The sequence below is a fragment of the Deltaproteobacteria bacterium genome (assembly GCA_016208165.1).
GTDB lineage: Bacteria > Desulfobacterota > Desulfarculia > JACQYL01 > JACQYL01 > JACQYL01.
The window spans coordinates 25,761-51,014 of record JACQYL010000034.1 but is presented as its reverse complement, the minus strand read 5'-3'; the positions used below and the strand labels follow the sequence as shown (position 1 = coordinate 51,014).

Genomic DNA, 25,254 nt, shown 5'->3' with positions numbered 1-25,254 from the left:
CCGAAGTTTGACACTTGGCGGCCGATAAATCTATCATAACATATTGGAATCTGGATCAAAGTTGGATTTTGTCGTGTCGGATATGTAGTGTATAATTAAACCATTAATATATTGACATAATGTGCTTAATAATGTATTATGTAGGCTATGTTTGTCCGGGTTCATCGACAGAAACATCGGGGCAAGGCGTACAGCTCCGTGCAGATATGCGAGAGCTTCCGAGATCCCGTCCGGGGAGGAGCCCCGAGAAACCGAGTGATCGTAAACCTGGGGCCGCTGGAAAAACTGGGGACCGAGACGCTTCGCAATCTTGCAAACGGGTTCCTTCGTGCGGCTGGGGAGCCACAGCCGGTGGAGGAAGAAGCTCAGTTGTTTTCCGCACGCGACTTCGGCCACGTTCATGCGGTTGGTAGTGTATGGGATCGGCTGGGATTCAAAGAGGCTCTCGGACGCGCCGGTATTGCCGGTTCGGCCGCCTTTCCGGCTGCGGAACTGATCCGGATGCTGGTCGTCAATCGAGTCTGTGACCCGTGCAGCAAACTTGCGCTTCTGGACTGGCTGGATTCGGTGCATTACAGCGACCGGGACAAGCCTTCCTATCATCACCTGTTGCGGGCCATGGACCGTTTACTTGAAGTCAAGGAAAAGGCGGAACCGTTCATCGCCAAGCGGCTGCTTAGAGAATCCGAGCCGTTGGAGTTGGTCTTCTACGACATTACTTCGACCTACTTCGAGGGCGACCGCTCTTTGCTCGATGGTGACTTTCGCAGATATGGTTACAGCCGGGACGGCCGCTTTGACAAGCGCCAAGTGGTCATCGGAATGGTGGTGACGCGCGAGGGAATCCCGCTGTGCCACCATGTATTCGCCGGCAACACGGTGGACAAGTCGACCGTATTGGAAGTGGTTATGGACCTTAAAAAGAGGTTCGACTTGAAGCGCGTGGTCTTCGTGGGCGATCGCGGTATGCTGTCCGATGCCAACCTCGACGGGCTGCTCGGTGAAAAATTAGGATTCATCGTGGCGCATCCGGTCCGACGGAACGCGTTGGCCGCCGAGATCATCGGATCGCTTGAAAAAGGATTCGACAGGCAAAGCGACAAGGAGCAATTTCTGGAGCAGGAGCGGGAAGGCGTACGTTTTGTCCTCGCCTATTCCCCCGAGATCGCCCTTGAGACCAGGAGGGGCCGGGAAAGCCGTCTGGAGGCTTCAGACGCATGGATCAAGAAAGCGCTCCACAAACTGGCCCATCCAAACGCGAAAGGTAGAAAGCCAACGCCGTCCGGGACATACGACCGAATCCGCGACCACCTTCGCGATCACAACCTGCTTCGTTTTTACCACTTGAAACCGACCGGCGACAAGGTCACTGTCACCAAAGACCGAAAGGTGCTGGAGTGGGAAAACAAGGTCGACGGCATGCTGATGCTGGAGACCACGGACCTCACTCTGCCGTTGAACGAAGTGGTAGGCTGCTATAAGGAGCTTGCCGAGATCGAGCGTGGGTGGCGGTCTCTGAAGAGCACGCTACTGATCCGTCCGGTATATCACTGGACGGAAAAGCGGATTCGCGCTCACATCTTTGTTTGTGTACTGGCCCTGCAGATCGAACGGTGGATGCGCAGAAAACTCAAAACCGTTTCCGTACCCAAAGCCCTTTTCCAACTCCAGCGGATTAAGATGGGGGAACTGGTAACCAAGGGAAGCAAGACGCGCGTGCTCACTAGGCCGACAAACGAACAAAAACAACTGCTCGTCTCGATTGGTGCGCCTCCCATTCCCTCGTCGCTGCCATGAAACGGAGTTTGTAGTGTAAAAACGGCCATCCTCGTATAGATAACCTATTGATATTACAATATATTATTTCTATAAGTGTCAAACTTTGGAGGTCAGGGGTATATTGCTCAATTATTGAGCAACATGCCCAACCAATTGCTCAATTTCTGCGCAATAGCCGGGTATCGATCTTGAGCCGAAATGGCCGAATCCCAGTAAAATAAATCTGTTCTTGCATTTGGCACATAAGCTGCATAAAATTTTTTAATTCAAACAGACCGACAATGATGAGAAAGATGCCTTTACAAAATTGAGGGGGACAGACGCGGCCCTTTTGATCAGGGGATAATAGGATGGATGACGGCCGGTCTGTAGGGGCGGTTCGTCCTTCGACGGAGCTCAGGATCCGTGACGAACCGCCCTCGCAGTGGAAATTGATGCGACATAACCGACGATCCATCCGATTGCACGGATACGATTATTCACAGGCCGGGGTCTATTTCGTAACCATTTGCGCCAGGAACCGGGAATGTTTGTTCGGGGACGCCGTGGACGGGAAAACAGTTTTGAACGATTTCGGCCAAGAGGTTGCAGACTCGTGGGAATGGCTGGCGACACGACACGGTTATGTGGAATTGGATGAACGGGTCATCATGCCCAATCATGTGCATGGGGTTATCGTAATTACCGGCGTTACCAAGGGCGGTTCGCCCTTCGACGGGGCTCAGGATCCGTGACGAACCGCCCCTACGGAAAACCGCAAACCCATCGGTCGTTTGGTGGGCGCATTCAAAACGGTATCCACAAAACGCATCAACCATCTTCGAGGCACCCCACGCGCTAAAATATCGCAGCGCAATTATTACGAACATATCATCCGCAACGATGACGAACTGAACCGGATTAGGGAATACATCGTCAATAACCCTGCGCAATGGGAAACGGATCGGGAAAATCCGAATATTGTCGTAAAGGCTGGTTTTAAACCTGCCCCGCAATTGGCGTGACGATGGAACATAATTTCCAACACGCATTCCTTCGGGATGTATTGACGACGCCCGGTAAATCGCCGCAAACCGTCAAGGCTCGGGTGCTCTTATGTTATTGGCGCATCGAAAGCTTGGGACGACCGCCACCGAGACTGCCGGCAGGCTCAAGATCAGTCAACCGGCGGCAAGTCGCTTGTCGGACTGGGGTAAACAAAAAGAATAATGATCCAGTTTGATTGGAGAAAAATGGTTTAAAGGTATGGACGTCCCCATTATTTCTTTATTATTGCAAGAAGTTCCGAACTCAAGATGGCTTAGTCCTCGTGGCCGTTCGGGTTCGCTCGCCGCCCCGGGCACGAAGTTGGGCCGAGCTGGGGCTCGGCGTTCCCAGGGGAAAAAGGATCAAGTCTCATTTTGACCCTTATTAGGCCGACATCACAGGATGAACCGCAACGAAGAGTCGGTCTCCGTATTGCCGCCCACAAGATACAGTACCCGCCCAACTTGCCCTAAAAATCACCCATCCTGCTGACTAGACGAACCAACATCATTTCTACTCGTCGTCACCAATCGCTTAAACATCGATCAATCCGGCTTTCCCCTGATGAGTCACTATAGGGGATGTGCATGTTTGTAGGCTTTGCAGGAATTCTTTGCGATCGAAAGACGGAAGATGTTCCGGTCCGATGATGATCCGTTGAATTTCGTTCACCGGCTCTCGGAATTGTAGGTATTCACGGGGTGCGGGCTGTCACAGTATGGCTGGAACGCGCCCCGCAACAACTTTCGGGTCTGTTACGCGCGCCCCCGACCGCAAAATGCGCGCGGGGAAAAATCCGCTGAAAGCAGGTCCTTCCCCGTGAACGTTGTCCTTTTTCCCGGCAGGCTTCTCGATCTTGCCGGAAGTTCTATTATACGGTTACAGCCATTAGTTGATACTAACGGACGTTGCGTCCTCCATCGGGTCTTTGAACGGGACTTCGATTCTCAGCAGTCCGTTCTCGTAATGCGCCTTGGCGGCCTTGTCGTTCACCGGACAGCAAAAAGCCATCGTGGATGTATATTCAATCTCGTCCCTGGGGGCGTCGAGGTACATGCTGTCCTCATGCATCTTCAAATGAATATCCTCTTTCTTGACGCCGGGGATGACCGCTTCGATAAACAGTTTGGTATGTTCGGTATCGACCCAAGAACAGACGTCCGGAGATACTTTCATTCTTTCTTCCATTCCGGATCAACTCCTTTCGTTTGCTTTCGATCAAGCTGTTGAAAGCGCATCGATCTCTATTTTTCGGATGGGCTGAGAGTCGTTCGCCGGAATCGGCCGGAACGAACATCTCAGCGCTTTGCAGGTTTCAGCCCAATACGCTTCCTCGCTGATCTGTCCGTAACATAATCAGGAGTCATGTACTGTCAATCGGACGAGAAAGTAGGACAGCGGCCCCCACAGCAGCCCGTTGAAAAAGGATGAGATGCAAGGCGCGCAAATCCCGAGGAGTGAGGCGTACATAGAGTACGTCGCAGTGACGAGGGATGAAGCGCAACGCCGCAGATCGCGTTTTTCAACAGCCTGATAGGGTATTTTGAGGGGAAGAAGCCCCGCCCCGTGGTTTTCGTGGCAGGCGGAGAACTCATTTTTTGTCTTCTGAAAAAATGAGTTAAACTTTTTCAGGAAACGTCCGATCTTTAAAAGTAAAGAGACAAAGAAAAGCGAGAAACAAACAAGCTGTCCGGCTTCAACACAAAATGCATAAAACCCCGGAGAGCCGAGAGGCCTCGAGAGGGTAGAGTTGAAAAACGGAAGCACCTGGGCAGCTTAGAGAGCTTCTGAAGTGTAGGTGCATATTCTCGCTGCGCGTCTGCAAACTATAGATGATGCGCGTCGCACGGGGAGAAAAACCGCATATTCGGTGCTCAAATAAAAGTTGGCCCTGTTGGATCGTTCACTTAAAAGACAATATCTAACATATGTGTCAGGTAAAGCAAGAAACTTTCCAACTTAACACTAATCAGATAGCGGTTGGCCCTGTTGGGACGTTAACTGACGAAGAAACATCTAACACATGTGTCAGCACGGAAGAGGTTTCGGATTTCCACGGTCTGGTAGTCATTCCGCCGGGCATGGACCTTTTCCCACCACGTCGTAGACGGTCTCCCGGACCTTTCCCGGCACGACGCCGGGAATATCCCCTCTTTTCTTTACAGCATGGATGTCGATAGGGTTGCGCGGCTTCAAGGAGTTCCGAAACCGCCGGACCTGTTTATGGTCGCCGATGTACCCGCCGGTGATACGGCTCCGGCGCATGTTGAACCACGCGATCAGGCGCTCCAGGTTCTGATGACCGGCAGCTACGGGAAGGGACATCCGTATGCGGGAGAAGACTCTGCTAAACGTTGAGAGAAACGCGCTTCCATGGTAAGATTTCACAATCCACCGGTTCTTTCCCCCAAAAACACCGAAAGCTCTCGCAGGTGTTCGATTCATCCCATGCAATTCCGGCAACGGTGGAAGCACGGCAAGGCTGTTGAGATTTCAAGTGCAAAGAAAAAAGGACTCAACATGGACGGTCACAAAGGACTGACGGTGGAAAAACCCGTCAAATTGGTTTTCGCGGGCGGCTTTCTAGGCTCCGGCAAAACCACGGCCCTGGCGGGTTTGGCCAAGCGGTTGATCCGGCGCGGCATGCGGGTGGGGATCGTCACCAACGATCAGAGCGAGAACTTGGTGGATACGGTCATTGCGAGACGGATGCTCACGGAGCTGGGCGTTCCTGTGGAAGAGGTGGTCGAAGGATGTTTCTGCTGCAAGTTCGACGACCTCATCATTCAGATGGAGAAGATACTCGCCCACCACCCGGACGTGCTGATGGGCGAGCCGGTGGGAAGTTGCACCGACTTCGTGGCTGCAGTGGCCAATCCCATAAAGATTCGTTACAGGGACGCCTTCAGGTTTGCACCGTTCTCGACCATGGTGGATCCGGCTCGAATGCGCGAGCTGCTGTTGGGTGAAACCCGGACATCGTTTCCCGAAGAGGTTTCCTACCTGTTTCAAAAGCAGTTGGAAGAGGCGGACGTCATCGTTCTCAACAAGATTGACCTTCTCGGAGGCGATGAGAGAGACAGGCTGGTGTGCGCTCTGGAAGAACGTTTCACGGAGAAATCCGTGAAGGCGGTGTCGGCCCGGGAGGGCGAGGGCATGGATGACTGGTTGGAGCATCTCCTTTCCGCCGCGCCCGGAGCGAACACCGTCCTCAAACAGATCGATTATGATCGGTATGCCACCGCCGAGGCGGTCCTGGGCTGGTTGAATGCAGCGGTTAAGGTCTCCGCGGACGAATCGTTTGATGTGAACGCGTTTGCCCTTGCTCTGACGGAATCCCTGGCGGAGGCTTTCCGGGAGAGAGACGCGGAGATAGGGCATTTGAAGCTGGTCATTACGGCCGGGGGAAAGGCGCTTTGGGCCAATGTCACCCATCTGGGCGAAGAACCGGCCGTCAGCGGCGACCCGCTGGGAGAGCGGCGTCAGGTCAGTCTGGTGCTCAACGCGAGGGTGAAAATCGATCCGGACGAGCTGGACGCCGTGGTGCGTGATTCGATTGCCGGAGTCTGCCGGCGATCGGGCCTCCGGTTTGACATCGTGAACCTGCAGTGCTTCAGTCCCGCGTATCCAAATCCTCCTCACATCATCCGTGAAGGAGTTTAAGTGGTGGGATTGCCGGAAGGACAGGGGCTCCCGATACGGTACGCGATTTCAAAGACGTCATTCCGGACGAACGCAGCGAGATCCGGAATCCGGAGAAATTCAAGGAATGTTGGATGCCCCGCCGGGACCGGCGGGCGATGACGTGTGAAGACACATCCGTACTTGCCGGGGTCGGCGTTTATCCTACCCGGGAAACGACCGCTCGGCGGCGGGGGGATGAAGCCCGACCGTACCGGCGCCACACCGTGTGGCAGGTGTACCGTTCCGCAAATTCGGAGGTGCGACGTTGATCCGGATCGAGGTGATCGCCATTCAGCCGCCGTGCGAGATCTGCACCAAACTGTTTGAAAACGTCAAGAAGGCCGTGGCCGATGCCGGAGTGGAAGCCGAAATCAAGAAGCGTTGGATCCTATCGGAAGACGTGCTCCGGGAATTCGGACTATTGCTCAGTCCCGCCATGGTGATCGGCGGCGTCGTGGTGTCTCAGGGAAGGCTCTTCAAAACGGAAGAAATCGTCGGTCTTCTCGAGGGGGGATGATGGGCCGCGAATAGGCGGTTCAGGCCGGCCCGCGCCTTATTTAACGGACGCGGACGGGTCGCCTCGATGCAACGACGTTATTCGGAGTGCGAAGACCTGAACTCGGGATAGAGCACTTTGGCGCATTCGGGGCAGATTCCGTGGCTGAATTCGGCCTCGGAATGTTTACGGATGTAGGACTCGACCTGTTCCCAATACCCTTCGTCGTTCCGTATTTTCTTGCAGTTCACACAAATCGGCAGAAGGCCGCTCAATCTCTTGACTTCGGCAAGGGCGTTTTGAAGCTCTCCTATTAAGCGTTCCCGGTCTTCTTCCACCCGGAGTCGGTCGATGATCTCCCGCTCGCATTCCAGCACCTTGGCGTGGAGTGAAGCCGATTTCTCGTCAACCTCGCACCTGAGCAACAGGGTCTGAACGATGTTGGCCACAACGCCGCTCATGATGGAGAGATCTCGCTTGCGATGGGAAGGCAGAGGCTCGGGAGTTCCAAAGGAAACGTTCAGCACTCCAATGGTCTGATCCCTGGTCGACAACGGCAGACACGCCAGGGCCGGAGGGGTGAACGAGCCGGAATTCCGTTTGAGAAGTCCGGGGTCGGAAGAAGTCTCGTCCCAGAATCGAGGTCTGTTCTCGGCGAATACGCGCCCTGCTATTCCTTCTCCAATCCTGAAGGTGAGATTTCTATTATACGGACCGGTTTGTTCCCCCAACAGATCGACGGCGCCCCTGGCCGCCAGCAGCCGGAGCAGGTTTTCCGCCGGATCGTACAGCAGCACGGAGCAGTTTTCGATGTCATTGTGTTCGCGGACCAGAATCTCCAGAATCTCGGTAACCGCGCTGCGCAGACTGAAACCCTCGAGTGTTACGGCTGTGAGCTGCGAGATGGTGGACAGCATTCTAACGGAAGACTCGAGTCGGATCCCCATGTTGGGCAGGATATCGAACAGACCTCGGTTTTGTCCGACCAGTTTTTCATTCTCGGTCTTCAAATCGCCGAGTTGTTCTTTGAGCCGCCGGTTCTCCTGAACCAGTCCCTCAACCTCGACCGGATCGATCACGGAGATTTTCCCCTTTCCCCAGAAGCTGCAGCCAGAGATGCTGCATGGATGGTAACATCCGCCCGACGTGGGTCGCTATTTCGCGAAACGTTCTTTCGGAAAGATTCAAGGCCTTCAGCGCCATGGAAACATTCCACGGCCGGGAGTCATGGATCATGCCGAGTCGAAGCGCCTTGACGAGCCGGTCGGCCAAGGCAACGATACAAACAGCCTTCACGTAAGGGTTTTTCACTTGGGGACGATGATGTCCCTGAATAACCATTGTGTGGACTTCCGGGAGACTCCACCTTTTGGCCAACCAGTAGCCGATGCGCGTGTGTTCCAATCCAAGTTCTTCTTCCGCCAGATAATAAGGCATGCCACCTTCCTCCAGGTCCAGAAGGGCAGCCAGGTCTTCTTTCAAACAGGTGGCGAGAACCAGTTTACCCACGTCATGCAGCAGCCCGGCGATCATGGCCTCGCCGGGAGCTACCTGGCGGGTAGCCTCGGCAATGAAGCTCGCCGCCCAGGCAACAGCCATGCAGTGGACCCATAGGGCTTCGGCGTTAAAGCCGCGAGGCGTCTTCCTGAAATCGAAAACCCCGGCCAATCCGCTGCCCAAAGCCAAGAACTGCAGTTCCCTGTAGCCGATAAGCACCACGGCATGCCGTATGGTGGTGATTCTTTGCTGAAAGCCATAATAGGCCGAGTTGGCCAAACTCAGTAACTTGGACGCCAGCGCTACATCGTGTTCGATGATACTCTCCAGTTTGGCCGCGGTCGTGTGACTACTTCCAAGCGCTTCCAGAAGTTGCCAGACCACATGAGGCATGGCCTCCAGGCGCTCGATTTGCAGGACATGCCGCCGCCGTTCATCAAGCAGAGAGTTGAGATCTTTCTTCGACAACGCCTCCTCGCCTTCTTTGGGAAGTCCGTTGGGTTCCAAGACCGAGCGAGCCCATCCAAGCAGAAATCTCGCAACCACCGTGCCACCAAGGGTGGAAAGAAAAGCACAATAAGTCGGGTCCTAATGAATTCAGTTCCTTATCACCCGTCAAGCACGTTTTTGCCCGTTTTCAGCCGGGGTGAAGTCGTTTCGGAAGACGGAAGAGAGAACGGCATGGAGCTTTAGATTACAAAAAAGTAATTCGTCGGCGCGATTTGCATCACACCGGCCGCGTAGATCGGATGGGAAGCCAGCCTGACCAGACTCGCCGGGCGCTTTTCGCTGTCTTCCGTTTCGGAATCAGGCCTACTCGGGTTCGACCATCGAGCAGGGGTCTTGGTTTAGTTTCGCCTGGCAAAGGCCGGGCAAGGCGCTCGGAAGCGAAGAACGACGTCCCTGTTCCGGTGGGGCGCCGCCTTGCCGCCCGCGATGCGAAAAAGCGGACGGCTTCTCCCTCCGGGTGGAATCATATGACCTCGAGCTGTAAGACCAAGGGGGAGCGTCCCTATCCTGATCGGTCGTTGGCTCAGTTCTTCGCATGGAACGGTTCCAGGCCCCTCTCCACCCGTCGGATGTTTTCCGCAACCGCCTTCACGATTCCGTTCATGGAAACATCGGTGGATCCGCCGATGTGAGGAGTGGCCAATACGTTGTACTTGAAGATAGGATCCGCGGGATCGGGTGGTTCCTCCCAGTAGACATCCAAGCCGGCTCCTGCGATGCGACCTTTTGCCAGGGCTTCTTCCAGCGCATCGCGATCCACGAGGCCGCCTCTGGACAGATTGATCAGATACGCATCTCGTTTCATGAAAGCGAGCGTTTCCCGGTTGATGATGCGCCTGCTCAAGGGACTCACCGGAAGGGCAAGCACCACAAAGTCCGAACGTTCGAGCAGCTTTTTCAGATCTTCCGGCCCTCCAACCCAATCCAGACCCAGTTCTTTCCCGGCCTTGGCCGGATCGTGTTGCTTGACGCCAATGATGTGAACGCCGAACGATTTGAGCCTTTGCACCATGGCCCGGCCGATTCCGCCGAGTCCGATCAGTCCGACGGTCCTGCCGGAAAGGGCTCTTCCACGGGGTTCTCCCATTCGACGATCTCGAAGGCTTCGTTCCATTCCCCGAACGTCTCTGGAAAGCCCGACCATCATATAAATGCCCAATTCGGCGACGGAGTCGGCGTTGCCGGAACTGTCGGTGGGCACGTTCGCCACCCAGATATTCCGCGCCCGAGCCGCATCGATGTCCACGCCCTCCAAACCGGATCCGCATTGCTGAATGAGCTGCAGGCGATCCGCCGTGTCGATCAGATCCTTTGTCACGGGGGACATGGTAGGGATCAGTATATCGAACCCTTGCAGGGTCTCTACGGAGAATTTTCCCGAGGCCTCAAAGGCGAATTCGGGAAGTTCCTCGCGGATGGAGCCGAAAAATCCGCCCCACGCGTTTTCCGGAGCGGCAAACAGGATCCTCATGACGTGACCTCCTTGGTCCGGGTGTGAGGGTTTTGGCTCGAAGGATCCCGGGCGAGCCTCGTAACAGGATCCGTGCTGATTTCATGGCAACGATGCGGACGGCATTCGGACCTCCGGGGATCTCGGAGGGCCGCGCTTCCGGACCGGATTGTAGCCGAGACGAATTCCGGGGTAAAGACTCTTCGATCGGCGCCGGCTCGGGAATCCGGACGAATTCCCTGATCCGTACGATCGACGTATGGGAGCGGGTGAGGGATCGGACCGTTCCCGCAAGCGACCTTCCCGGAGACGCGCTTTCACATATCGGACCTGCTGCTTTGATTTTGGACTTGAAAATCGACGGCGTCTGTGTTCGGAATGGCGAACGTCACCGGGTATCGATTTTTGTCCATGAGAGGCTGTAGCCGGTTTTTTTGTTGGGATCAGGATGCCGGGAAAAGGAGGATGCCATGCGAAGGCTTTTGGTGGGTGGTGTGGTGGTGCTGGCCGTAACTCTGATGTGCGTTTGCGGCGCCTGGGGGAAGTCCCTGAAAATCGGGTTCAATTTGCCCATGACGGGCGGCATTCCGGACGTGGGTGAAAGCTCGAAGGAGGCGGCTGAAATGCTGAAGGAGCAGGTCAACGGCGCGGGCGGCGTCAAGGTGGGAAAGGATGTTTACGACCTCGACTTTGTGTACGAAGACAACGAGGAGAAGGCCGAATCCGCCACAGCCGCGATGCTGAAGCTCATCACCCAGAACGAAGTCCTCGCCATTATCGGCCCTCAGGCCAGCAAACAGGCCGTACCCGCGGGTGAAACGGCCGATTCATTCGAGACGCCGATGATTTCTCCCTGGTCCACCAATCCCAACACCACATTGAACCGACCTTACGTCTTCAGGGCTTGTTTCCTGGATCCGTTCCAAGCACCGGTCGCCGTGAATTTCGTTTCCGAAGAGTTCGGCGCCAAGAAAGCCGCCGTCATTTACGACATTGCCAGCGACTATCCGAACGGTCTGGCGAACGATTTCAAAAAAGCATTCGAGAAACGGCACGGGGACGGTTCCGTGGTTGCATTCGAAACCTTTACAACCAAGGACACGGACTTCAGCGCTCAGCTCACGAATATCGTCAAATCGGACGCCGATGTGCTGTTCGTCCCTCAATACTACGGTGAAGTGCCTCTTATCGTGAAACAGGCTCACGAACTGGGGTGGAAAAAGCCCATCATGGGCAGCGACAGTTGGGGCAGCGGAGACCTCATGGGGCTCTGCGGAGACGACTGCAAAGGGTTGTTTTTCACCACGCACTACTCTCCCGTGGGCGCAAAGGGTTCTACAAAGGAATTCATCGACCGGTACTCAGCCAAGTACGGACGAGTGCCGAATGACGTGGCCGCCCTGACCTGGGACGCCATCCGGCTCTTGCTCGAAGCCATCCGGAACACGAGGGGATTGACGGGCAACCTTCAGAACGACCGGAAGGCGGTAAGAGACGAGCTGGCGAAAATCAAGGACTTCGAGGGAGTTACCGGCAAGATGAGTTTCACGACGACGGGGGATCCCATCAAATGCGCCGTTGTGGTGAAAATCAACGATAAGGGCGAATACGAATTTTACAAATCCGTGTGCCCGTGACTCCGGCATCGTGCTTCTCGATCGATAGGAACCCTTTTATCGGATTCGAACAGAGAGCGTTCTATTGTCCCTGGACCATTTTCTTCAGAACTTGCTGAATGCTCTTCAATGGGGCAGTTTTTACGCCCTTATTGCCCTCGGCTACACCCTTGTCTACGGTGTGCTGTTGCTGATCAATTTCGCCCATGGCGACATTTTTATGGTGGGAGCCTACATCGGATTTTTCGTGGCTACCTTCCTGATCGGCTCCTACTCGTATCATATTCCTTTTGGCCTCCCCAATGAAGTGCTCTTCGTAATCACCGTCCTGGTCACCATGGTCCTCACCGCGGGGGTGGGCGTTACCCTCGAGCGCGTAGCATACCGTCCTCTCCGGCGCAGAGGGGCGGGCCGTCTATATCTCGTGATCACCGCGCTGATGGCGGGTCTCATTCTCGAACACGGGAATCTGGCCCTCCTGGGAGCGAGCCGGCGCAGCTTTCCCGAACTGATTCCGAAAGTCGTATATCAGTGGGGAGGAGTGGTCGTCACCAATGTCAAGTTATTGGTCATTGTAACGACCGTCATCGTGTTCTTGCTTCTGGAAGCCGTCGTCCGAAAGACCAAACTGGGTATGGCCATGCGAGCGATTTCCTACGACCGGTTCGCGGTTCCGCTCATGGGCATACCCGTGGACACGGTCATCGTGTTTACGTTCGTGCTGGGTTCGTCCATGGCGGCCTTGGCCGGAGTCCTGTTCGCCGCGGCCTATCCGGTGCTCGAACCCTACATGGGAGCGCTCATTGGCTGGAAAGCGTTTATTGCGGCTGTTGTTGGAGGAATTGGGGAAATCCGGGGAGCGTTTGTCGGAGGATTTCTGTTGGGGTTCGTCGAGATTTTCGTGGCCGCCTTCTTTCCTTCCACGCTTCGAGATCTGATCGCGTTTTTTGTATTGTTGATCTTCCTGAGTTTTAAACCCACCGGGATTTTCGGCGTTGCACGGAGTACGAAAATTTAGCGCGGATCGCTCTCCGGGCGACTCGCTGTGCACGAAAGGCTGTTGAAAGGATTTCATGCGACCGAGCGTTGGATTTGTTCTGTACGCACTTGCCGCCATCGTGGTGTTGACCTTGACCCAATGGAACGGCATCAATGCCTACGTTCAGATTGTCATCATGTTCATCGGGATCAATATCATCCTCTCCTCGTCGCTGAATCTGATCAACGGCTATATGGGCGAATTCTCCTGCGGGCACGCCGGATTCATGGCCGTCGGGGCCTACATCGCATCCATATTGAACGTCTGGCTTTTTGCTTCCGATCAGGTTTTCGGTCCGCCCCTTTTTCCCCCGAGCAGCGCCCTCTTTCTTTTCCCGGTAACGCTCCTGATCGGCGGGATCGGAGCTGCGTTGGCCGGGCTCCTCGTGGCCGTTCCCTCCTTTCGCACCAGGGGCGATTATCTGGCCATCATCACTTTAGCGGTCAACTACATCGTCAAGAGTTCGATCGAGAACATCCAGGCGATCGGCGGCGCCAGAGGATTCATGGGAATGCGCAAGGTGGTAAAATCCATGACCGAGGCGATCGACCTTCCATGGGTGATGATCTGGATTTTCGTGTCCGTGGGGATCACGGTGTGGCTGATTCGCCGTTTCGTCAATTCGACGTATGGTAAAGGCATGGTAGCTATTCGAGATGATGAAATCGCCGCTGAAATCATGGGAGTGAATACCCGCCGAATAAAGATGATCGCCTTCATGCTTTCGTCCGGTCTGGCCGGAGTGGCCGGAGGACTGTTCGCCCATATCCTCGGATATATCAATCCCGGATCGTTTACGATCCTCAAATCAACGGAAGTCATGGTGATGGTCTACCTGGGAGGCATGGCTTCGTTGAGCGGGTCGGTGATGAGCGCCGTCGTGTTCACCTTGTTGCTCGAGCTGCTCCGGCCGTTACAGGTGCTGAAGTGGGTGGTCGTCCCGCTGATGCTGATCGTGCTGATGTTGTTCCGTCCTGAAGGAATCATGGGAAACAGGGAGCTATCCGATGTATTTCCAAAACTTCGGCGATGGTTTCAAGCCAAGGAGCCGACAAGCTGATGGTCCTTCTGGAGGTCTTGGGTCTCACCCATGATTTTGGCGGGCTCCGGGCCGTGGAGCGTTTCAACCTGAAACTCGAAGAGGGTGAGCTTTTGGGTCTCATAGGACCCAACGGAGCGGGAAAAACCACTCTGTTCAACCTCACCTGCGGGTTCTACGAGCCATCGGAAGGTGAAATCCGATTCCTGGGGAAAACGATTGCGGGCTTGCGCCCTCATGCCGTGACCGCTTTAGGGATCGCTCGTACATTTCAAAATATCCGTTTGTGGAGCACGCTCACCGTCTTCGAAAACGTCTGTATTTCTCAGCACCATCGGCTGGGCTACGGATTTCTGGATGCGATCCTGAGGACCAAACGGTACCGGGAGTGCGAAGGCCGTGTTCGCAGGTCCGCGAGGGAACTGATGGAGATCCTGGATCTCGAGGACTATGCGGACGAGGCGCCCGGGAATCTGGCGTACGGGCTGCAGCGTCGGGTTGAGTTATGCCGGGCCCTCTCGGTGCGTCCTAGGTTGCTGCTGCTGGATGAACCGGCTGCGGGCATGAATCCGGGTGAAGCCGGACAACTTATCGAGACCATTCGATGGATCCGGGAGCGTTTCGGTCTCACCATCTGGCTGATCGAGCATCAAATGAGGGTGGTCATGTCCCTGTGTGATCGGATTCAAGTGCTGGACTTCGGAAAAACCATCGCACAAGGCACGCCCTCCGATATCCGCCGCAACGAGGCCGTGATCAAAGCCTACCTCGGCGGTCAGGAATCAACCCATGCTTCAAGTTGAGCAACTACACGCGCGGTACGGCGCCATAGAGGCTTTGCACGGTGTTTCCTTCCATGTAGAGCCTCAAGAGATCGTTGCCCTCCTGGGCGCTAATGGGGCCGGTAAGTCCACCACCTTGATGACCATTATGCGGCTGCCTCCTCCGGAAGCTCCCCTCGTGACGAGTGGCCGTATTACCTATAAAGGCGCGGATCTCCTCAATGTGGCGGCTCACGAAGTTGTGGCGCGGCGCCATATTGGGCTCGTTCCCGAGGGCAGGCGAATTTTCGGTAATCTCACGGTCCTGGAAAACCTCAAACTGGCTACCTACGCCCGCAGAGACACCGAGGCCATATCCAAGGACTACGATCGGGTGTTCACTCTGTTTCGAAGGTTGTCCGATCGGAAGCACCAGCGCGTGGATACGTTGAGCGGCGGCGAGCAGCAGATGCTGGCCACCGGCAGGGCGTTTATGTCCGGGGCCACGTTCATATTGCTCGACGAACCTTCCATGGGTCTGGCGCCCATGCTCATGCAGGAGCTGTTTCGCGTATTGAAGGAACTCAACGAAACCGGCACGACCATTTTGGTGGTTGAACAAAATGCCCGCCTTGCGCTCTCCTACGCCCACCGCGCCTACGTTATGGAAACCGGCCGCATCGTGATGGAGGGTCCTGCCCGCGACCTCGCTGAAAACCCGGAAGTGAAAAGGGCCTACCTGGGATAGGTATGAGTTGACAGGGTGATTGGGGAACACTCCCTGCTGCGGGGCTCCTCCAGTTAATCCATAAGACTAAAGTAATTGCCGTGCAATCCGATATGGTTTAAGGGACCGTAATCTATGGGTTCCGCTTTGCGTACCGGCCGGGAACCGGCATTCCTTTTTGAAGTCCGGAGTCGGGCCCTTTTTCCAAGCAACCGTTGATAGCTTGCAGCGAGTGGGAGATCATGGGAACCAATAACGTTATCTTTCTGGAAGTCATCGAGTGGTTTGATGAATCGGGAAAGGAGATCGTGCACCGAATCCCTGAGCAAGGTTCCGGGGAAATCAAATTCGGAGCCCAGCTCGTCGTACGTGAGAGCCAGGTGGCTGTTTTCTTTTACAACGGGAAAGCCATTCACGCTTTCAGGCCCGGGCGGCACACCCTGGTCACGGCCAATATCCCGATTCTGACGAAGATCCTCTCCATCCCGTGGGGCATGACAAGCCCCCTTCGAGCCGAGGTGTGGTTCGCGAACATGAAGACGTTTCCCAATCTGACGTGGGGAACGCGGGATCCGGTGGCGTTCAAGGACGGACAATTGGGACTCATACGCTTGAGGGCCTTCGGTGTCTTCAACATCCGGATCGTCCAGCCTCTGCTGTTGATCAACCGGTTGGTGGGCACGCAGGGTATATTCACGACCGATCAAATCGAAGAGTATCTGAGCCGTGTGATTGTCTCCCGTTTCAACGATCATCTCGGTGAGCATCTGGACAGCGTCCTGAATTTGCCCGGCCGATACGACGAACTTTCCGGCGGCCTCAGGACGCGGCTTCAGGAGGATTTCGCCCACTTCGGCCTCGGCCTCGCCGGCCTTTACATCAATGCCATCACCCCGCCTCCGGAAGTTCAGAAGGCCATCGACGACAAAAGCCGTCTGAACGTGTTTGACGACCTCAATAAGCTGCTAAAAATGAAAGCGGCCATGGCGTTCGAGAAAAGCTCCGAGTCACCCGATGGCGCGGGTTCGGCCCTGGGTATGGGGCTTGGCTTTATGATGCCCGGATTGTTTTCCGAGTACCTGCGAGCCGGGCGGAGTCCCGGGGAGGAAACGCTCAAATGCCCGGAATGCTCGCAACCCGTGACCGACAATACGCGGTTTTGTCCACAATGCGGCCACCAGATGTTGGTGTTCAGCCAGTGCCTGCATTGCGGAAAAAACCTCGCTCCCAATGCGAAATTCTGCTCCAAATGCGGCCACCCGGTGGAAGAAGCGCCGCCCGTGAGGACGTGCCGAAAATGCGGAACCGAGAATCTGTCCGACGCTGTTTTCTGCAATCAGTGCGGTGAAAAGCTCTAGTTGGAATATAGATTGGCAGTGCCCCCAATGTGGGGCGCCCGTGACGCTCGAGGAGAGTGAGCGTCTCTTTTTGTGCGGGTTTTGCCGCGTCAAGCTCCTGATTACCACGCCGGATTATTTTCGCACCTATCTTCCTCCCCCCGACCCGTCTCCGGACAAGGTCTTCTATGTTCCCTACTGGCGTTTCAAAGGCATGCGGTTCGCCTGCAAGGGTCAGAAGATCGAGCATCGAATCATCGATATGAGCCGTTCGGCCACGCACTTGGGCAATTTGCCTTTGTCTCTCGGTTTCAGACCGCAAGTGTTGAACTTGAGGTTCGTCAGCCCGCGCACCCCCGGCGTGTTCCTCCGACCGGACCGTTCCTTCGAGCACGTTCTGTCTCAGCTTGAAAGTCCCTCGGGCGATCCGAGTGTGAACGAACCGGTCCTCCATCAGCAGTTCGTTGGTGAGTCGCTGGGTATGGTGTACGCTCCCGTGTACTTTGAGCAAAATCGGCTGTACGATGCGGTTTGCGGCTCGCCCCTTTCCCCGGCGGATGACGCAATGCAAGTCGCGTTCGAGTCCGCGGAAGCAAAAATGCAGTGGCAGACGGGTTTCCTCCCGGCGCTATGTCCCCGGTGCGGGTGGGACCTTTCCGGCGAAATGGACAGTCACGTATTGCTTTGCCGGCACTGTAATTCCGTATGGACGACTTCGGGAGGGGAATTAGAGCAGGTTCAATTCGCCGTCTGGCCGGCCCGGGAGCCCGGAAGCGTATTTCTACCCTTCTGGATGATCGAACCGCGAATCGAGGGAATTCGGTTGGCGTCCTACGCGGACCTGGTGCGAACGCTCAACCTGCCCAAAGTAGCCCAGAGCGAGTGGGAAAGCATTCGGTTTCGCTTCTGGGCGCCTGCTTTCAAGGTGCATCCGGTCCTTTTTCTAAGGCTCTGCAGGCACCTGACCGGTGTCCAACCCGTCAGAAAGTTTGAAAGGGGGCTTCCGGACGCTCCAATGGTCCCTGCCACGCTGCCCCTGAAGGAAGCCGGCGATGTCCGCAAAATCGTGCTGGCCGACTTGACGGTGGCCAAAAAGTCCATCTTTCCCCTCCTTCCTGAAATCCACACGCGTTTACAGAGGGCCGCCCTTGTGTTCGTGCCTTTCGAACCCAGGGGAAATGAATTGTATCAGGCGGAAAGTCTGGTGAGTCTTTCCAGAAGCGCTATCCGCATAGGAAGGAACATCTGAATGGTTTGGAATCGGACCATTTATGAACGATCAAGAAAACCGATTCGATCACGGGCTTCGGTTCTCGTTCTTGGAGGATACCCGCCTACTTGCGAACGCCCATGTCTTGCAGCTGTTTCTCGACGGATGCTTTATCCATGAATCCAACGTGACGGTACACCTCTTTACCGGACGTATCGTAAAACACTTGAGTGGGTATGCCGCGTAACCGGTATTTTTGCGGAATGTCCGATCGCCCGCGGATATCGACGTAAACGATGGCGGCTTTACCCTTATATTCCATGTGTAATTCTTCGAGAATCGGTTTCATCATCTTGCAGGGAATGCAGGTGTCGGCGCCGAAATCGATCATGGTCACCATCCCCTCTACGGGAAGAGCGACGTCGGCTGACGCTTCCGAGGCCGACAGCGAAGGTGTTGCACACAACAACGGTAAGATCGTTAAGACAAACAAGACTCGAAAACGCACAACAGCATACCTCCGGATATTGAAAGGATCTAGGAGCGTTCAAGCTCACGGGGATTCAGGTCCAGGCCCGGCCGATTCACCGATTTGCGAACCCGCGCATGGCATTTTTGCCCGGAATGCAGGGCGCCGCCCGGTTATACATATATTTCTCGAACAAGCCAAGAACTTGTGCTTGTGTCGTTCTTTAAGATTCGGGGACTTCCATGGGTCTGAGCTCCGAACATGGGTCCCAAGCGGGAAGGTCCATGAAGGCCTTCAAGGCCAAGGCCGCAGGTTGCCCCGGGGTACCGAACCCTGTGGCTGAATCTGCTTGCGTGCGACCAACCAAGCGGTTCCAAGTCGTTGCTGAACGGCCTGACGGCCTTCTCTATTTCGTGCGCTTGCCGGGCAGATCGTTTAAAAATCCTTTAATTCCGGCTTCAAATATCGGATCCTTCGTTTCCGTCGATTCTTCCAGAGCGTCCGGAAGTGTTTCCACGAAGGCCCTGATCTCGTCCCGAACTCTCCGGTAATGCCGGACGGCTTCCTCCCTGGTTCGTGATTTGGAGGCCAACCCGGGCGGATCGTCGAATGCTTTGTGGACCACCTTGGTGTCCGAGGGAAACACCGGACAGGTCTGGTGGGCGTGATCGCACAGGGTGATCACATAATCGAAGGTCAGATGCCGTACCGCGTCGATATGCTTGGATCTCTGGTGAGAAATGTCCAAACCGACCTCGGCCATCACTTGAACCGCCAGAGGGTCCAGCGCGTGAACCTCGATGCCCGCGGAATAGGGTTCCACAAGGTCGCCTTTCAGCTCACGGGTCCAGGCTTCGGCCATCTGACTTCTACAGGAGTTTCCCGTACACAGATACACTATGCGGATCTTATGGGGGGCTTTCATGCTTCTTCACTCTCGAGTTTAATTCCCTTCAGCAGCAGCAGTTCGAAGTCGCCTCGCCCGCCGCCGCCGAGGTCTGACTTTTGGCCGCGTCGCGCACCGCTTGCTTCACCCGGGCCAGGTCTTCGGGCTTCAGATTGAAATCCTTGTTTTTCTCGATACCCAGATCGGTAATCACCAGATACCCTCTCAACGGGACATCGGCCTGCTCGAAGGTAGCTTTGGCGCAAGCAACGGAACAGCCGTCGATGACCACCAGACTCGGTACGTCCCTGGCGGACTGGACAAAACCGCTTAGACCTCCCCCGATGCCCGCCAGACAAAACATCTTTCCAAACCCTTCCCGGGTAAGCTCCACCGCGGCCTGGTTGGAAAGCTGGCCCACGTTTGATCCTCCGGAGCAGGCCAATATCATGATGTTTCCGCTTGGAGTGCAGCAATCCTGCGCCATGACGTCCTCCTTGAACCTTAGACGAAAAGCGGCTTCCCGGCCTTATGGTTTCGGGACTCCGATTTCCGTTGGTTTCTCTGATGCTTCGTATCGTTTCTCATCGGGTCATTTGGCTTCGAGAAGCCACTCTTTGATTTTACCAACGGGAGGTATTTTCCCCACGCACACCACTTTCCCGTTGATCACCAGCGCGGGCGCGCCCATTACCCCGAATTCACCTATTTCTTTGACGTTCTTCACGTGTTCCACGAAGGCGCCAAGGTTCATCTCCGTCAGGATTTGCATAACGATGTGTTCCAGACGTTCGCACTGGGAGCAACCCGGCCCCAGCACCTGAATAGTCAGTTCCCGCTCGGGAGGTTCTTCGCGGGCCTGCCCGAGGAATTTGCGGAACTCGCGAACAAACGCGTTACCGTATTCGTCTCTCGCTGTGTTCGGAATGTAGTTGTCGCGGCTCAGCCGGTCCAGCATCAGTCGGCGGACTTCGTCATCGGAAGTCTCCGAGTGAGATGTCGCCAATTCTTCCAGCACGCTTTTCAGACCGGTGATGCCGATTGTGTTTTTCCCGACACGAATTCGGGTCACATCCTCCGTCATGGCCGTTGTCTCCTATCCTGACCGTAACCCCTATCAGGCCGTTGAAAAACGCGATCTGCGGCGTTGCGCTTCATCCCTCGTCACTGCGACGTACTCTATGTACGCCTCATTCATAGGAATTTGCGCGCCTTGCATCTCATCGTTTTTCAGCGGCCTGTAATAACCCGGCTTTTTCAACGGGCTGTTATGGCATGCGTGCGATCGTTCACGGAACAATGACGATTAAACGAAGCACCGCAGTTTGTCCGCAGCCGTGACGCTTCCGGTCGGCGGCCTATTCGGCGAGGACGGGACCGGCCGATCTCGAAGAAGAGCGGGCGGCTTGCGGACATAGGACGGGCCTGTGGTCATATGTCCATTTCTTAGAACCACACCCGCATCCGGTCCTTACCGGATCACTCGAAACGTCTCCGTGCGCCGGCGGATCACTTCCAGAGCGCAGGTGAAGAAGTCCAGCACGCAAGGCGTATCGAGATGATAGTAGACCTTGTTTCCTTCCTTGCGGTCACTGAGGATGCCGGAGTTCTTCAAAACGGACAGGTGCTTGGACACGGTGGATTGGTCCGCCCCTATCAGGTCCGTCAAATCGCAGACGCACATATCGCCGTTTTTGAGGGCGTCGAGCATGATGAGCCGGCTTTCGTGCGCCAGGGCCTTGGCCACGTGCGCTTTCATCTTGAAGATGTCTCGGTCTTGAAGGGTCATAACGGGTTCCGTTTGGTTTTATGGCAAAATAGCCATATAGAAATGGTTTGTCAAGAATGAATAGAGCCCTGTCTGGAGCCGCAGATTTGAATCAACCGAAAGGCTTGACAATGCGCCGTCGATTAAGATATAAATACACATTGATATGTTGATGGATGACTCTGCTGCGCCTGTGATCCAACGCGTACAGCGAATTCAGCACCACTCGTCACTGTAGGGTTGCCCGCGACATCGGACCCGGCGAATCCGCAACCGTCCGGCAAAAGTCCGCAGGTGCGGTTCGCCAAAGAACCTTCGGATGACGACCTTTTAACGCATCAACGGAATGAATCCGGGAGACTCTCGTGAGTAGAACCGGCGCCACTGATGAACATGAAGAACTCAGGATCGACCTCGAGCCCGAAGAGCCACTTACGGGTGATAACTATGCCGACGTGGCCTTTCTCGCCAAATCCCTGTCCGACGAAAACCGGTTGCGCATCCTTTTTTCCGTAAGCCGTGGCAAAAAGCCCGTTTCGGTCATCGTGAAAGAACTCCATCTCTCCCAGCCCCTCGTGTCGCATCATTTGAAGGAATTGAGACATGCGTTGCTGGTTCAAGTGGAACGCCGGGGTCCCTTTGTCTACTACGAGATGGCGGACAGAGATACCATAGGTATCTTGAAAGCCTTGTCGAATCTTGCGACGCGCCTCCTCGCGCACAGAGACACTTTCTAAAATTCCGGGAGACCTAGTATGGACACGACCGCAATAGACACCATCGTTGAGGACATGGAGCCGGAAGCAGCGTTATCCATGTTATCGAGCACGATGAAAAAACTGCTCCCCGTGCTGGATGAGGGGGCCCGGATCGAATTCGTGATGGACCTTTTCGGAGAGGCGGAAGATGAAAAGATCGGCAGCATGGTTCATCTATGACTGGCGGAATGCATGGACGAAGGTGTCGATCCAACACGCATGTGTCAGACCCTGATGGATAAAGTCGCCCGTTCCAAGCTGCTCATGTCCGTTGCCGAACCGGATCTGCTGGTGCTTTTCGAGGATTGGCTGGAAGAACTCGAGCGCGAAGTGCTTTCACTGGCAAGGCGGAGCCCCGTTATTGATTCCGATACCTTGTCGAAAGAACTGGGACTATCCCGGTCGGGCGCCAACTTTCTTCTAAAGAAACTGCAGAAGGAAGAAAAACTCTGACGGTTCCGATCTCTTTGGGATCGCGTCTTGACGAGGGCTGCAGTCTATTCGGTTGGGAACGATGAGAACAACGAGGATTTTATGAGCCAAAAAGTATTTTTCGCGTTAATCTCAGCCCTCCTGCTGGTAGCGGGCGTGCTCTGGTACACCAGCCGCTCCCTGAGCCCTAAGCAGGCTTCCTGGGAAGACGTGGTCAGCGAAGCCGAAAAAGGCGGCTACAAACTCATCCGTACGGAGGAACTGGGGAAACGGTATCGGGAGAATCCGGAGAGCCTTCTGCTTGTGGATACACGGCAGGAATGGGAATACCGCGCCGGCCACATCAAGGGTGCGGTAAACTTTCCCATGGAGCCGACATGGTGGTCCCGTTGGCGGAAACAGAAGTCTTTGGAACGCCTCCTCGGGCCGGATAAGGAACGATTCGTTGTTTTCTACTGAGCGGGACTGACCTGAGTCCGGAGCGACTCGGCGGCCCGGGTGGCCGTTCAATCAGGCTACACCAATGTGTTTCGTGACCCCAAAGGGTATCCGGACTGGCAGGCGGCGGGTATGCCTGTGGAGCGGTCTTCTCTGGAGGCCCCCGGGTTAACCGAATCATCCGGAGCCCCTGGGACCTTGTCCGGCTTGGGCATCATTTGGACCCTTCTGGGCGTTTTTCTGGGCGGAATCGCTCTCAACCTGACTCCGTGCGTATATCCGTTGATTCCCATCACCGCGGCTTATTTCGGTGGCCGGTCCGGGGGCGGCCGGGGACAGCTGATCGTCCACGGTTCCCTTTACATCGGAGGTTTGTGCATCACCAACTCGGTCCTGGGCGTCATTGCGGCATTGAGCGGCGGGCTTCTTGGGGCGGCGTTACAGAACCCGGTGGTGCTTATTCTGGTAGCTGCGATTCTGGTTTTGTTTGCCTCGAGCCTGTTCGGTCTCTGGGAACTTCGCCTTCCTTCGTCTCTGACCCAGGCGGCTTCCCGATCCTACGCCGGATATTTCGGCTCCCTGTTCATGGGAATCACTTTAGGGGTGGTTGCGGCCCCGTGTCTTGGACCGTTTGTTCTGGGACTGCTCACCTGGGTCGCGGGCATGGGCTCCCCGGGGATCGGCTTCCTGGTGTTTTTCACGTTGAGCGTGGGTCTCGGGCTCCCGCTCTTTTTTCTAGCCCTATTTTCAGGACTTATCGATAAACTTCCCCGATCCGGCCAATGGATGGTATGGATTCGCAAACTCATGGGCTGGGTTTTGGTGGCTATGGCCGTTTACTTTATCCGGCCCCTGCTGCCGGAGACGGCGACCATCTTTGGCCTGTCCGCGGTGAGCCTGTCGGCGGGTCTTCACCTGGGATGGCTGGAGAAGACTCCTTCGACCGGAAGGCTCTTTGGCTGGATCAGGCTCGTAACTCTGGTGATCGGTGTGAGTATCTCGGCGCTTTGGGTCGGAGGCTGGATTCTGCAGGGTCCGGGCGCACAGTGGAACCGTTATTCGGAGGAGATTGTCGCCGAGGCCCGTGAAACCGGCAAGCCTGTCATCATAGACTTCTATGCGGAATGGTGCGCTCCTTGCCGTGAATTGGAAGACGCCGTATTTCGTCATCCGGAGGTCGTCGATCGGGCAAGAAAACGGTTTGTTATGATCAAAGTGGATCTGACCAGTTCCGGGAACGCACAACAGGAAATTTTGGAAGAAAGCTTGTTGGACCGTTTTGAAATCAAGGGAGTGCCCACGATCATTTTTCTGGACGCCCAGGGAAAAGAACGGCGGGATTTGCGTCTCGTGGATTTCGAGCCTCCGGAGCAATTCCTCCGGCGGATGGACCGGGTCAAGGAATCTCCGATCCCAGGTCCGGAAAACAGTACTAAACGTCTAACCGACGGATAAACAGGAAACAAGGAGATATCCGTGCATATCGACAAGTTCTTAGGCAAGCGCGTCGAAATTCCTGAAGATCGGCGCTATGTCAAGAAAACGGGATTATGGGCCAAACTGGAAAACGAGACGATTGTTTTCGGTTTGAGTGAGCCGGCGCTGACGCTGGCGGGCGGATTCAATGACTTCAATTGGCTGGTGTCCGAGGGAGAAACCGTTGCCATAGGTCAGAGCGTCGGAGTGGCCATCACCCAGAAGTTGCTGTATCTGGACGCACCGGTGGACGGGGTAATTCATCCGAACGAAGGACTGCCGTACGATCCCCAAAAAGTCATCGAGGACCCATACGGCAGCGGTTGGCTTTTCAAGATCGAACCTCCATCTGCCAAGCCGTTCTTTCTCACTCTGGCGGAACCGCGAGATTATCTGGAGAGTCTCCGAGGTTCGGAAGGCTTCAAGAATCCGGAAGGGAAAAAGGGAGGTATTTCTCCCATGTGCAAGGCTGTTTACCACAGCATTCGCGAACAGAAGTTCTAACGTCCATTCCAATTGAAACGACGAAAGAGAGGGTGATATGATTAAAGTTCGTTTTTTTATGAACGAGCCCAACGGCAAGCCGTGAAAGCATTTTAAAAAGATTATGCCCAGGTTGGGCGAAAAATACGACGTTGAAATCGAAAGCATTTCCAAACCCAGAGCAGAGTACATGACGGATGAATACTTCGAACTCGATTTGCCCGCGGCCCCGGCCGTCATGGTCGGCGACGAGATCGTGGTCGAGGGAGCGGATGTTTCGGAATACGAACTCGAGGCGACGATCTGCCGGCTCCTTGGACTCCCGCAGCCGGATCCTGAGAAGAAAGGCTTCATGGCACGTCTGTTCGATTGA

27 protein-coding genes and 1 pseudogene are annotated in these 25,254 nt (G+C 55.3%); 18 read left to right on the top strand and 10 right to left on the bottom strand.

The window, feature by feature from the left end:
- Positions 1 to 255 precede the first annotated feature (255 nt).
- The gene (locus HY788_07840) at positions 256 to 1,797 is read left to right on the top strand and encodes an IS1634 family transposase (protein MBI4774075.1); all 1,542 of its coding nucleotides are present in this window, start codon (positions 256 to 258) and stop codon (positions 1,795 to 1,797) included.
- Positions 1,798 to 2,213: 416 nt separating this feature from the next.
- Positions 2,214 to 2,783 (top strand): annotated as a pseudogene (locus HY788_07835) (transposase).
- 910 nt (positions 2,784 to 3,693) lie between these two features.
- Here HY788_07835 and HY788_07830 read toward each other — a convergent pair.
- Both HY788_07830 and HY788_07825 read right to left on the bottom strand, forming a co-directional pair.
- Positions 3,694 to 3,993: an Hsp20/alpha crystallin family protein gene (locus HY788_07830; protein ID MBI4774074.1), complete on the bottom strand. Its 300-nt coding sequence runs from the start codon at positions 3,991 to 3,993 to the stop codon at positions 3,694 to 3,696.
- A gap of 879 nt (positions 3,994 to 4,872) precedes the next feature.
- Entirely contained in the window at positions 4,873 to 5,250 is a 378-nt protein-coding gene (locus HY788_07825; protein MBI4774073.1) for a hypothetical protein, read from the bottom strand.
- Positions 5,251 to 5,325: 75 nt separating this feature from the next.
- Here HY788_07825 and HY788_07820 point away from each other — a divergent pair, with 75 nt between their 5' ends.
- Together HY788_07820 and HY788_07815 are read left to right on the top strand one after the other, a co-directional pair.
- Positions 5,326 to 6,468, top strand: a complete 1,143-nt coding sequence (locus HY788_07820; GenBank protein MBI4774072.1) for a hypothetical protein — start codon at positions 5,326 to 5,328, stop codon at positions 6,466 to 6,468.
- 295 nt (positions 6,469 to 6,763) lie between these two features.
- The gene (locus tag HY788_07815; protein ID MBI4774071.1) at positions 6,764 to 7,006 is read left to right on the top strand and encodes a thioredoxin family protein; all 243 of its coding nucleotides are present in this window, start codon (positions 6,764 to 6,766) and stop codon (positions 7,004 to 7,006) included.
- Positions 7,007 to 7,083: 77 nt separating this feature from the next.
- Here the strand turns inward: HY788_07815 and HY788_07810 are convergent, their stop codons facing one another.
- The 3 genes from HY788_07810 to HY788_07800 form a co-directional block, all read right to left on the bottom strand.
- A complete protein-coding gene (locus HY788_07810; GenBank protein MBI4774070.1) occupies positions 7,084 to 8,064 on the bottom strand; it encodes a GAF domain-containing protein in 981 nt (326 codons plus the stop codon).
- Positions 8,042 to 8,989 carry an HDOD domain-containing protein gene (locus HY788_07805; protein ID MBI4774069.1) on the bottom strand — a complete coding sequence of 316 codons (948 nt, stop codon included), beginning with the start codon at positions 8,987 to 8,989 and terminating at the stop codon, positions 8,042 to 8,044. Before HY788_07805 ends, HY788_07810 begins: the two co-directional genes overlap by 23 nt.
- A 526-nt stretch (positions 8,990 to 9,515) precedes the next feature.
- Positions 9,516 to 10,463: a lactate dehydrogenase gene (locus HY788_07800; protein ID MBI4774068.1), complete on the bottom strand. Its 948-nt coding sequence runs from the start codon at positions 10,461 to 10,463 to the stop codon at positions 9,516 to 9,518.
- Between the two features lie 449 nt (positions 10,464 to 10,912).
- On the opposite strand from HY788_07800, the gene HY788_07795 reads away from it, so the two are divergent.
- The 7 genes from HY788_07795 (at position 10,913) to HY788_07765 (ending at position 18,210) form a co-directional block, all read left to right on the top strand.
- The gene (locus HY788_07795) at positions 10,913 to 12,079 is read left to right on the top strand and encodes an ABC transporter substrate-binding protein (protein MBI4774067.1); all 1,167 of its coding nucleotides are present in this window, start codon (positions 10,913 to 10,915) and stop codon (positions 12,077 to 12,079) included.
- A 70-nt stretch (positions 12,080 to 12,149) separates the two neighbouring features.
- Positions 12,150 to 13,076 (top strand): branched-chain amino acid ABC transporter permease, encoded by a 927-nt coding sequence (locus HY788_07790; protein ID MBI4774066.1) that lies wholly within the window; start codon positions 12,150 to 12,152, stop codon positions 13,074 to 13,076.
- 55 nt (positions 13,077 to 13,131) lie between these two features.
- Entirely contained in the window at positions 13,132 to 14,157 is a 1,026-nt protein-coding gene (locus HY788_07785; GenBank protein ID MBI4774065.1) for a branched-chain amino acid ABC transporter permease, read from the top strand.
- Complete coding sequence (locus tag HY788_07780; GenBank protein ID MBI4774064.1) at positions 14,157 to 14,939, top strand: ABC transporter ATP-binding protein; 783 nt, start codon at positions 14,157 to 14,159, stop codon at positions 14,937 to 14,939. The genes HY788_07785 and HY788_07780 overlap by 1 nt, the downstream gene beginning before the upstream one ends.
- On the top strand, positions 14,926 to 15,645 hold the full coding sequence (locus HY788_07775) for an ABC transporter ATP-binding protein (protein MBI4774063.1): 720 nt from the start codon (positions 14,926 to 14,928) through the stop codon (positions 15,643 to 15,645). Before HY788_07780 ends, HY788_07775 begins: the two co-directional genes overlap by 14 nt.
- Before the next feature lie 221 nt (positions 15,646 to 15,866).
- The gene (locus tag HY788_07770) at positions 15,867 to 16,982 is read left to right on the top strand and encodes an SPFH domain-containing protein (protein ID MBI4774062.1); all 1,116 of its coding nucleotides are present in this window, start codon (positions 15,867 to 15,869) and stop codon (positions 16,980 to 16,982) included.
- A 40-nt stretch (positions 16,983 to 17,022) separates the two neighbouring features.
- Positions 17,023 to 18,210: a hypothetical protein gene (locus HY788_07765; GenBank protein MBI4774061.1), complete on the top strand. Its 1,188-nt coding sequence runs from the start codon at positions 17,023 to 17,025 to the stop codon at positions 18,208 to 18,210.
- An 85-nt stretch (positions 18,211 to 18,295) separates the two neighbouring features.
- Here the strand turns inward: HY788_07765 and HY788_07760 are convergent, their stop codons facing one another.
- From HY788_07760 to HY788_07740, 5 genes are all read right to left on the bottom strand, one after another.
- A complete protein-coding gene (locus tag HY788_07760; GenBank protein ID MBI4774060.1) occupies positions 18,296 to 18,571 on the bottom strand; it encodes a thioredoxin fold domain-containing protein in 276 nt (91 codons plus the stop codon).
- Positions 18,572 to 19,046: 475 nt separating this feature from the next.
- Positions 19,047 to 19,565: an arsenate reductase ArsC gene (locus tag HY788_07755; GenBank protein MBI4774059.1), complete on the bottom strand. Its 519-nt coding sequence runs from the start codon at positions 19,563 to 19,565 to the stop codon at positions 19,047 to 19,049.
- Between the two features lie 28 nt (positions 19,566 to 19,593).
- Positions 19,594 to 20,013: a putative zinc-binding protein gene (locus HY788_07750; protein MBI4774058.1), complete on the bottom strand. Its 420-nt coding sequence runs from the start codon at positions 20,011 to 20,013 to the stop codon at positions 19,594 to 19,596.
- A 105-nt stretch (positions 20,014 to 20,118) separates the two neighbouring features.
- Positions 20,119 to 20,610, bottom strand: coding sequence for a thioredoxin family protein (locus tag HY788_07745; protein ID MBI4774057.1), 492 nt, complete (start codon positions 20,608 to 20,610; stop codon positions 20,119 to 20,121).
- Between the two features lie 387 nt (positions 20,611 to 20,997).
- Positions 20,998 to 21,315 (bottom strand): winged helix-turn-helix transcriptional regulator, encoded by a 318-nt coding sequence (locus HY788_07740; protein ID MBI4774056.1) that lies wholly within the window; start codon positions 21,313 to 21,315, stop codon positions 20,998 to 21,000.
- 386 nt (positions 21,316 to 21,701) lie between these two features.
- Between HY788_07740 and HY788_07735 the strand changes: the two genes are divergently transcribed.
- The 7 genes from HY788_07735 (at position 21,702) to HY788_07705 (ending at position 25,254) form a co-directional block, all read left to right on the top strand.
- On the top strand, positions 21,702 to 22,031 hold the full coding sequence (locus HY788_07735) for a winged helix-turn-helix transcriptional regulator (protein MBI4774055.1): 330 nt from the start codon (positions 21,702 to 21,704) through the stop codon (positions 22,029 to 22,031).
- Between the two features lie 18 nt (positions 22,032 to 22,049).
- Entirely contained in the window at positions 22,050 to 22,232 is a 183-nt protein-coding gene (locus HY788_07730; protein MBI4774054.1) for a hypothetical protein, read from the top strand.
- Positions 22,233 to 22,244: 12 nt separating this feature from the next.
- Positions 22,245 to 22,505 carry a hypothetical protein gene (locus tag HY788_07725; GenBank protein MBI4774053.1) on the top strand — a complete coding sequence of 87 codons (261 nt, stop codon included), beginning with the start codon at positions 22,245 to 22,247 and terminating at the stop codon, positions 22,503 to 22,505.
- An 81-nt stretch (positions 22,506 to 22,586) separates the two neighbouring features.
- Complete coding sequence (locus HY788_07720) at positions 22,587 to 22,943, top strand: rhodanese-like domain-containing protein (protein MBI4774052.1); 357 nt, start codon at positions 22,587 to 22,589, stop codon at positions 22,941 to 22,943.
- Positions 22,944 to 22,982: 39 nt separating this feature from the next.
- Entirely contained in the window at positions 22,983 to 24,377 is a 1,395-nt protein-coding gene (locus HY788_07715) for a thioredoxin family protein (protein MBI4774051.1), read from the top strand.
- A gap of 21 nt (positions 24,378 to 24,398) precedes the next feature.
- Positions 24,399 to 24,902 carry a hypothetical protein gene (locus HY788_07710; GenBank protein ID MBI4774050.1) on the top strand — a complete coding sequence of 168 codons (504 nt, stop codon included), beginning with the start codon at positions 24,399 to 24,401 and terminating at the stop codon, positions 24,900 to 24,902.
- Between the two features lie 100 nt (positions 24,903 to 25,002).
- Positions 25,003 to 25,254, top strand: a complete 252-nt coding sequence (locus HY788_07705) for a hypothetical protein (GenBank protein MBI4774049.1) — start codon at positions 25,003 to 25,005, stop codon at positions 25,252 to 25,254.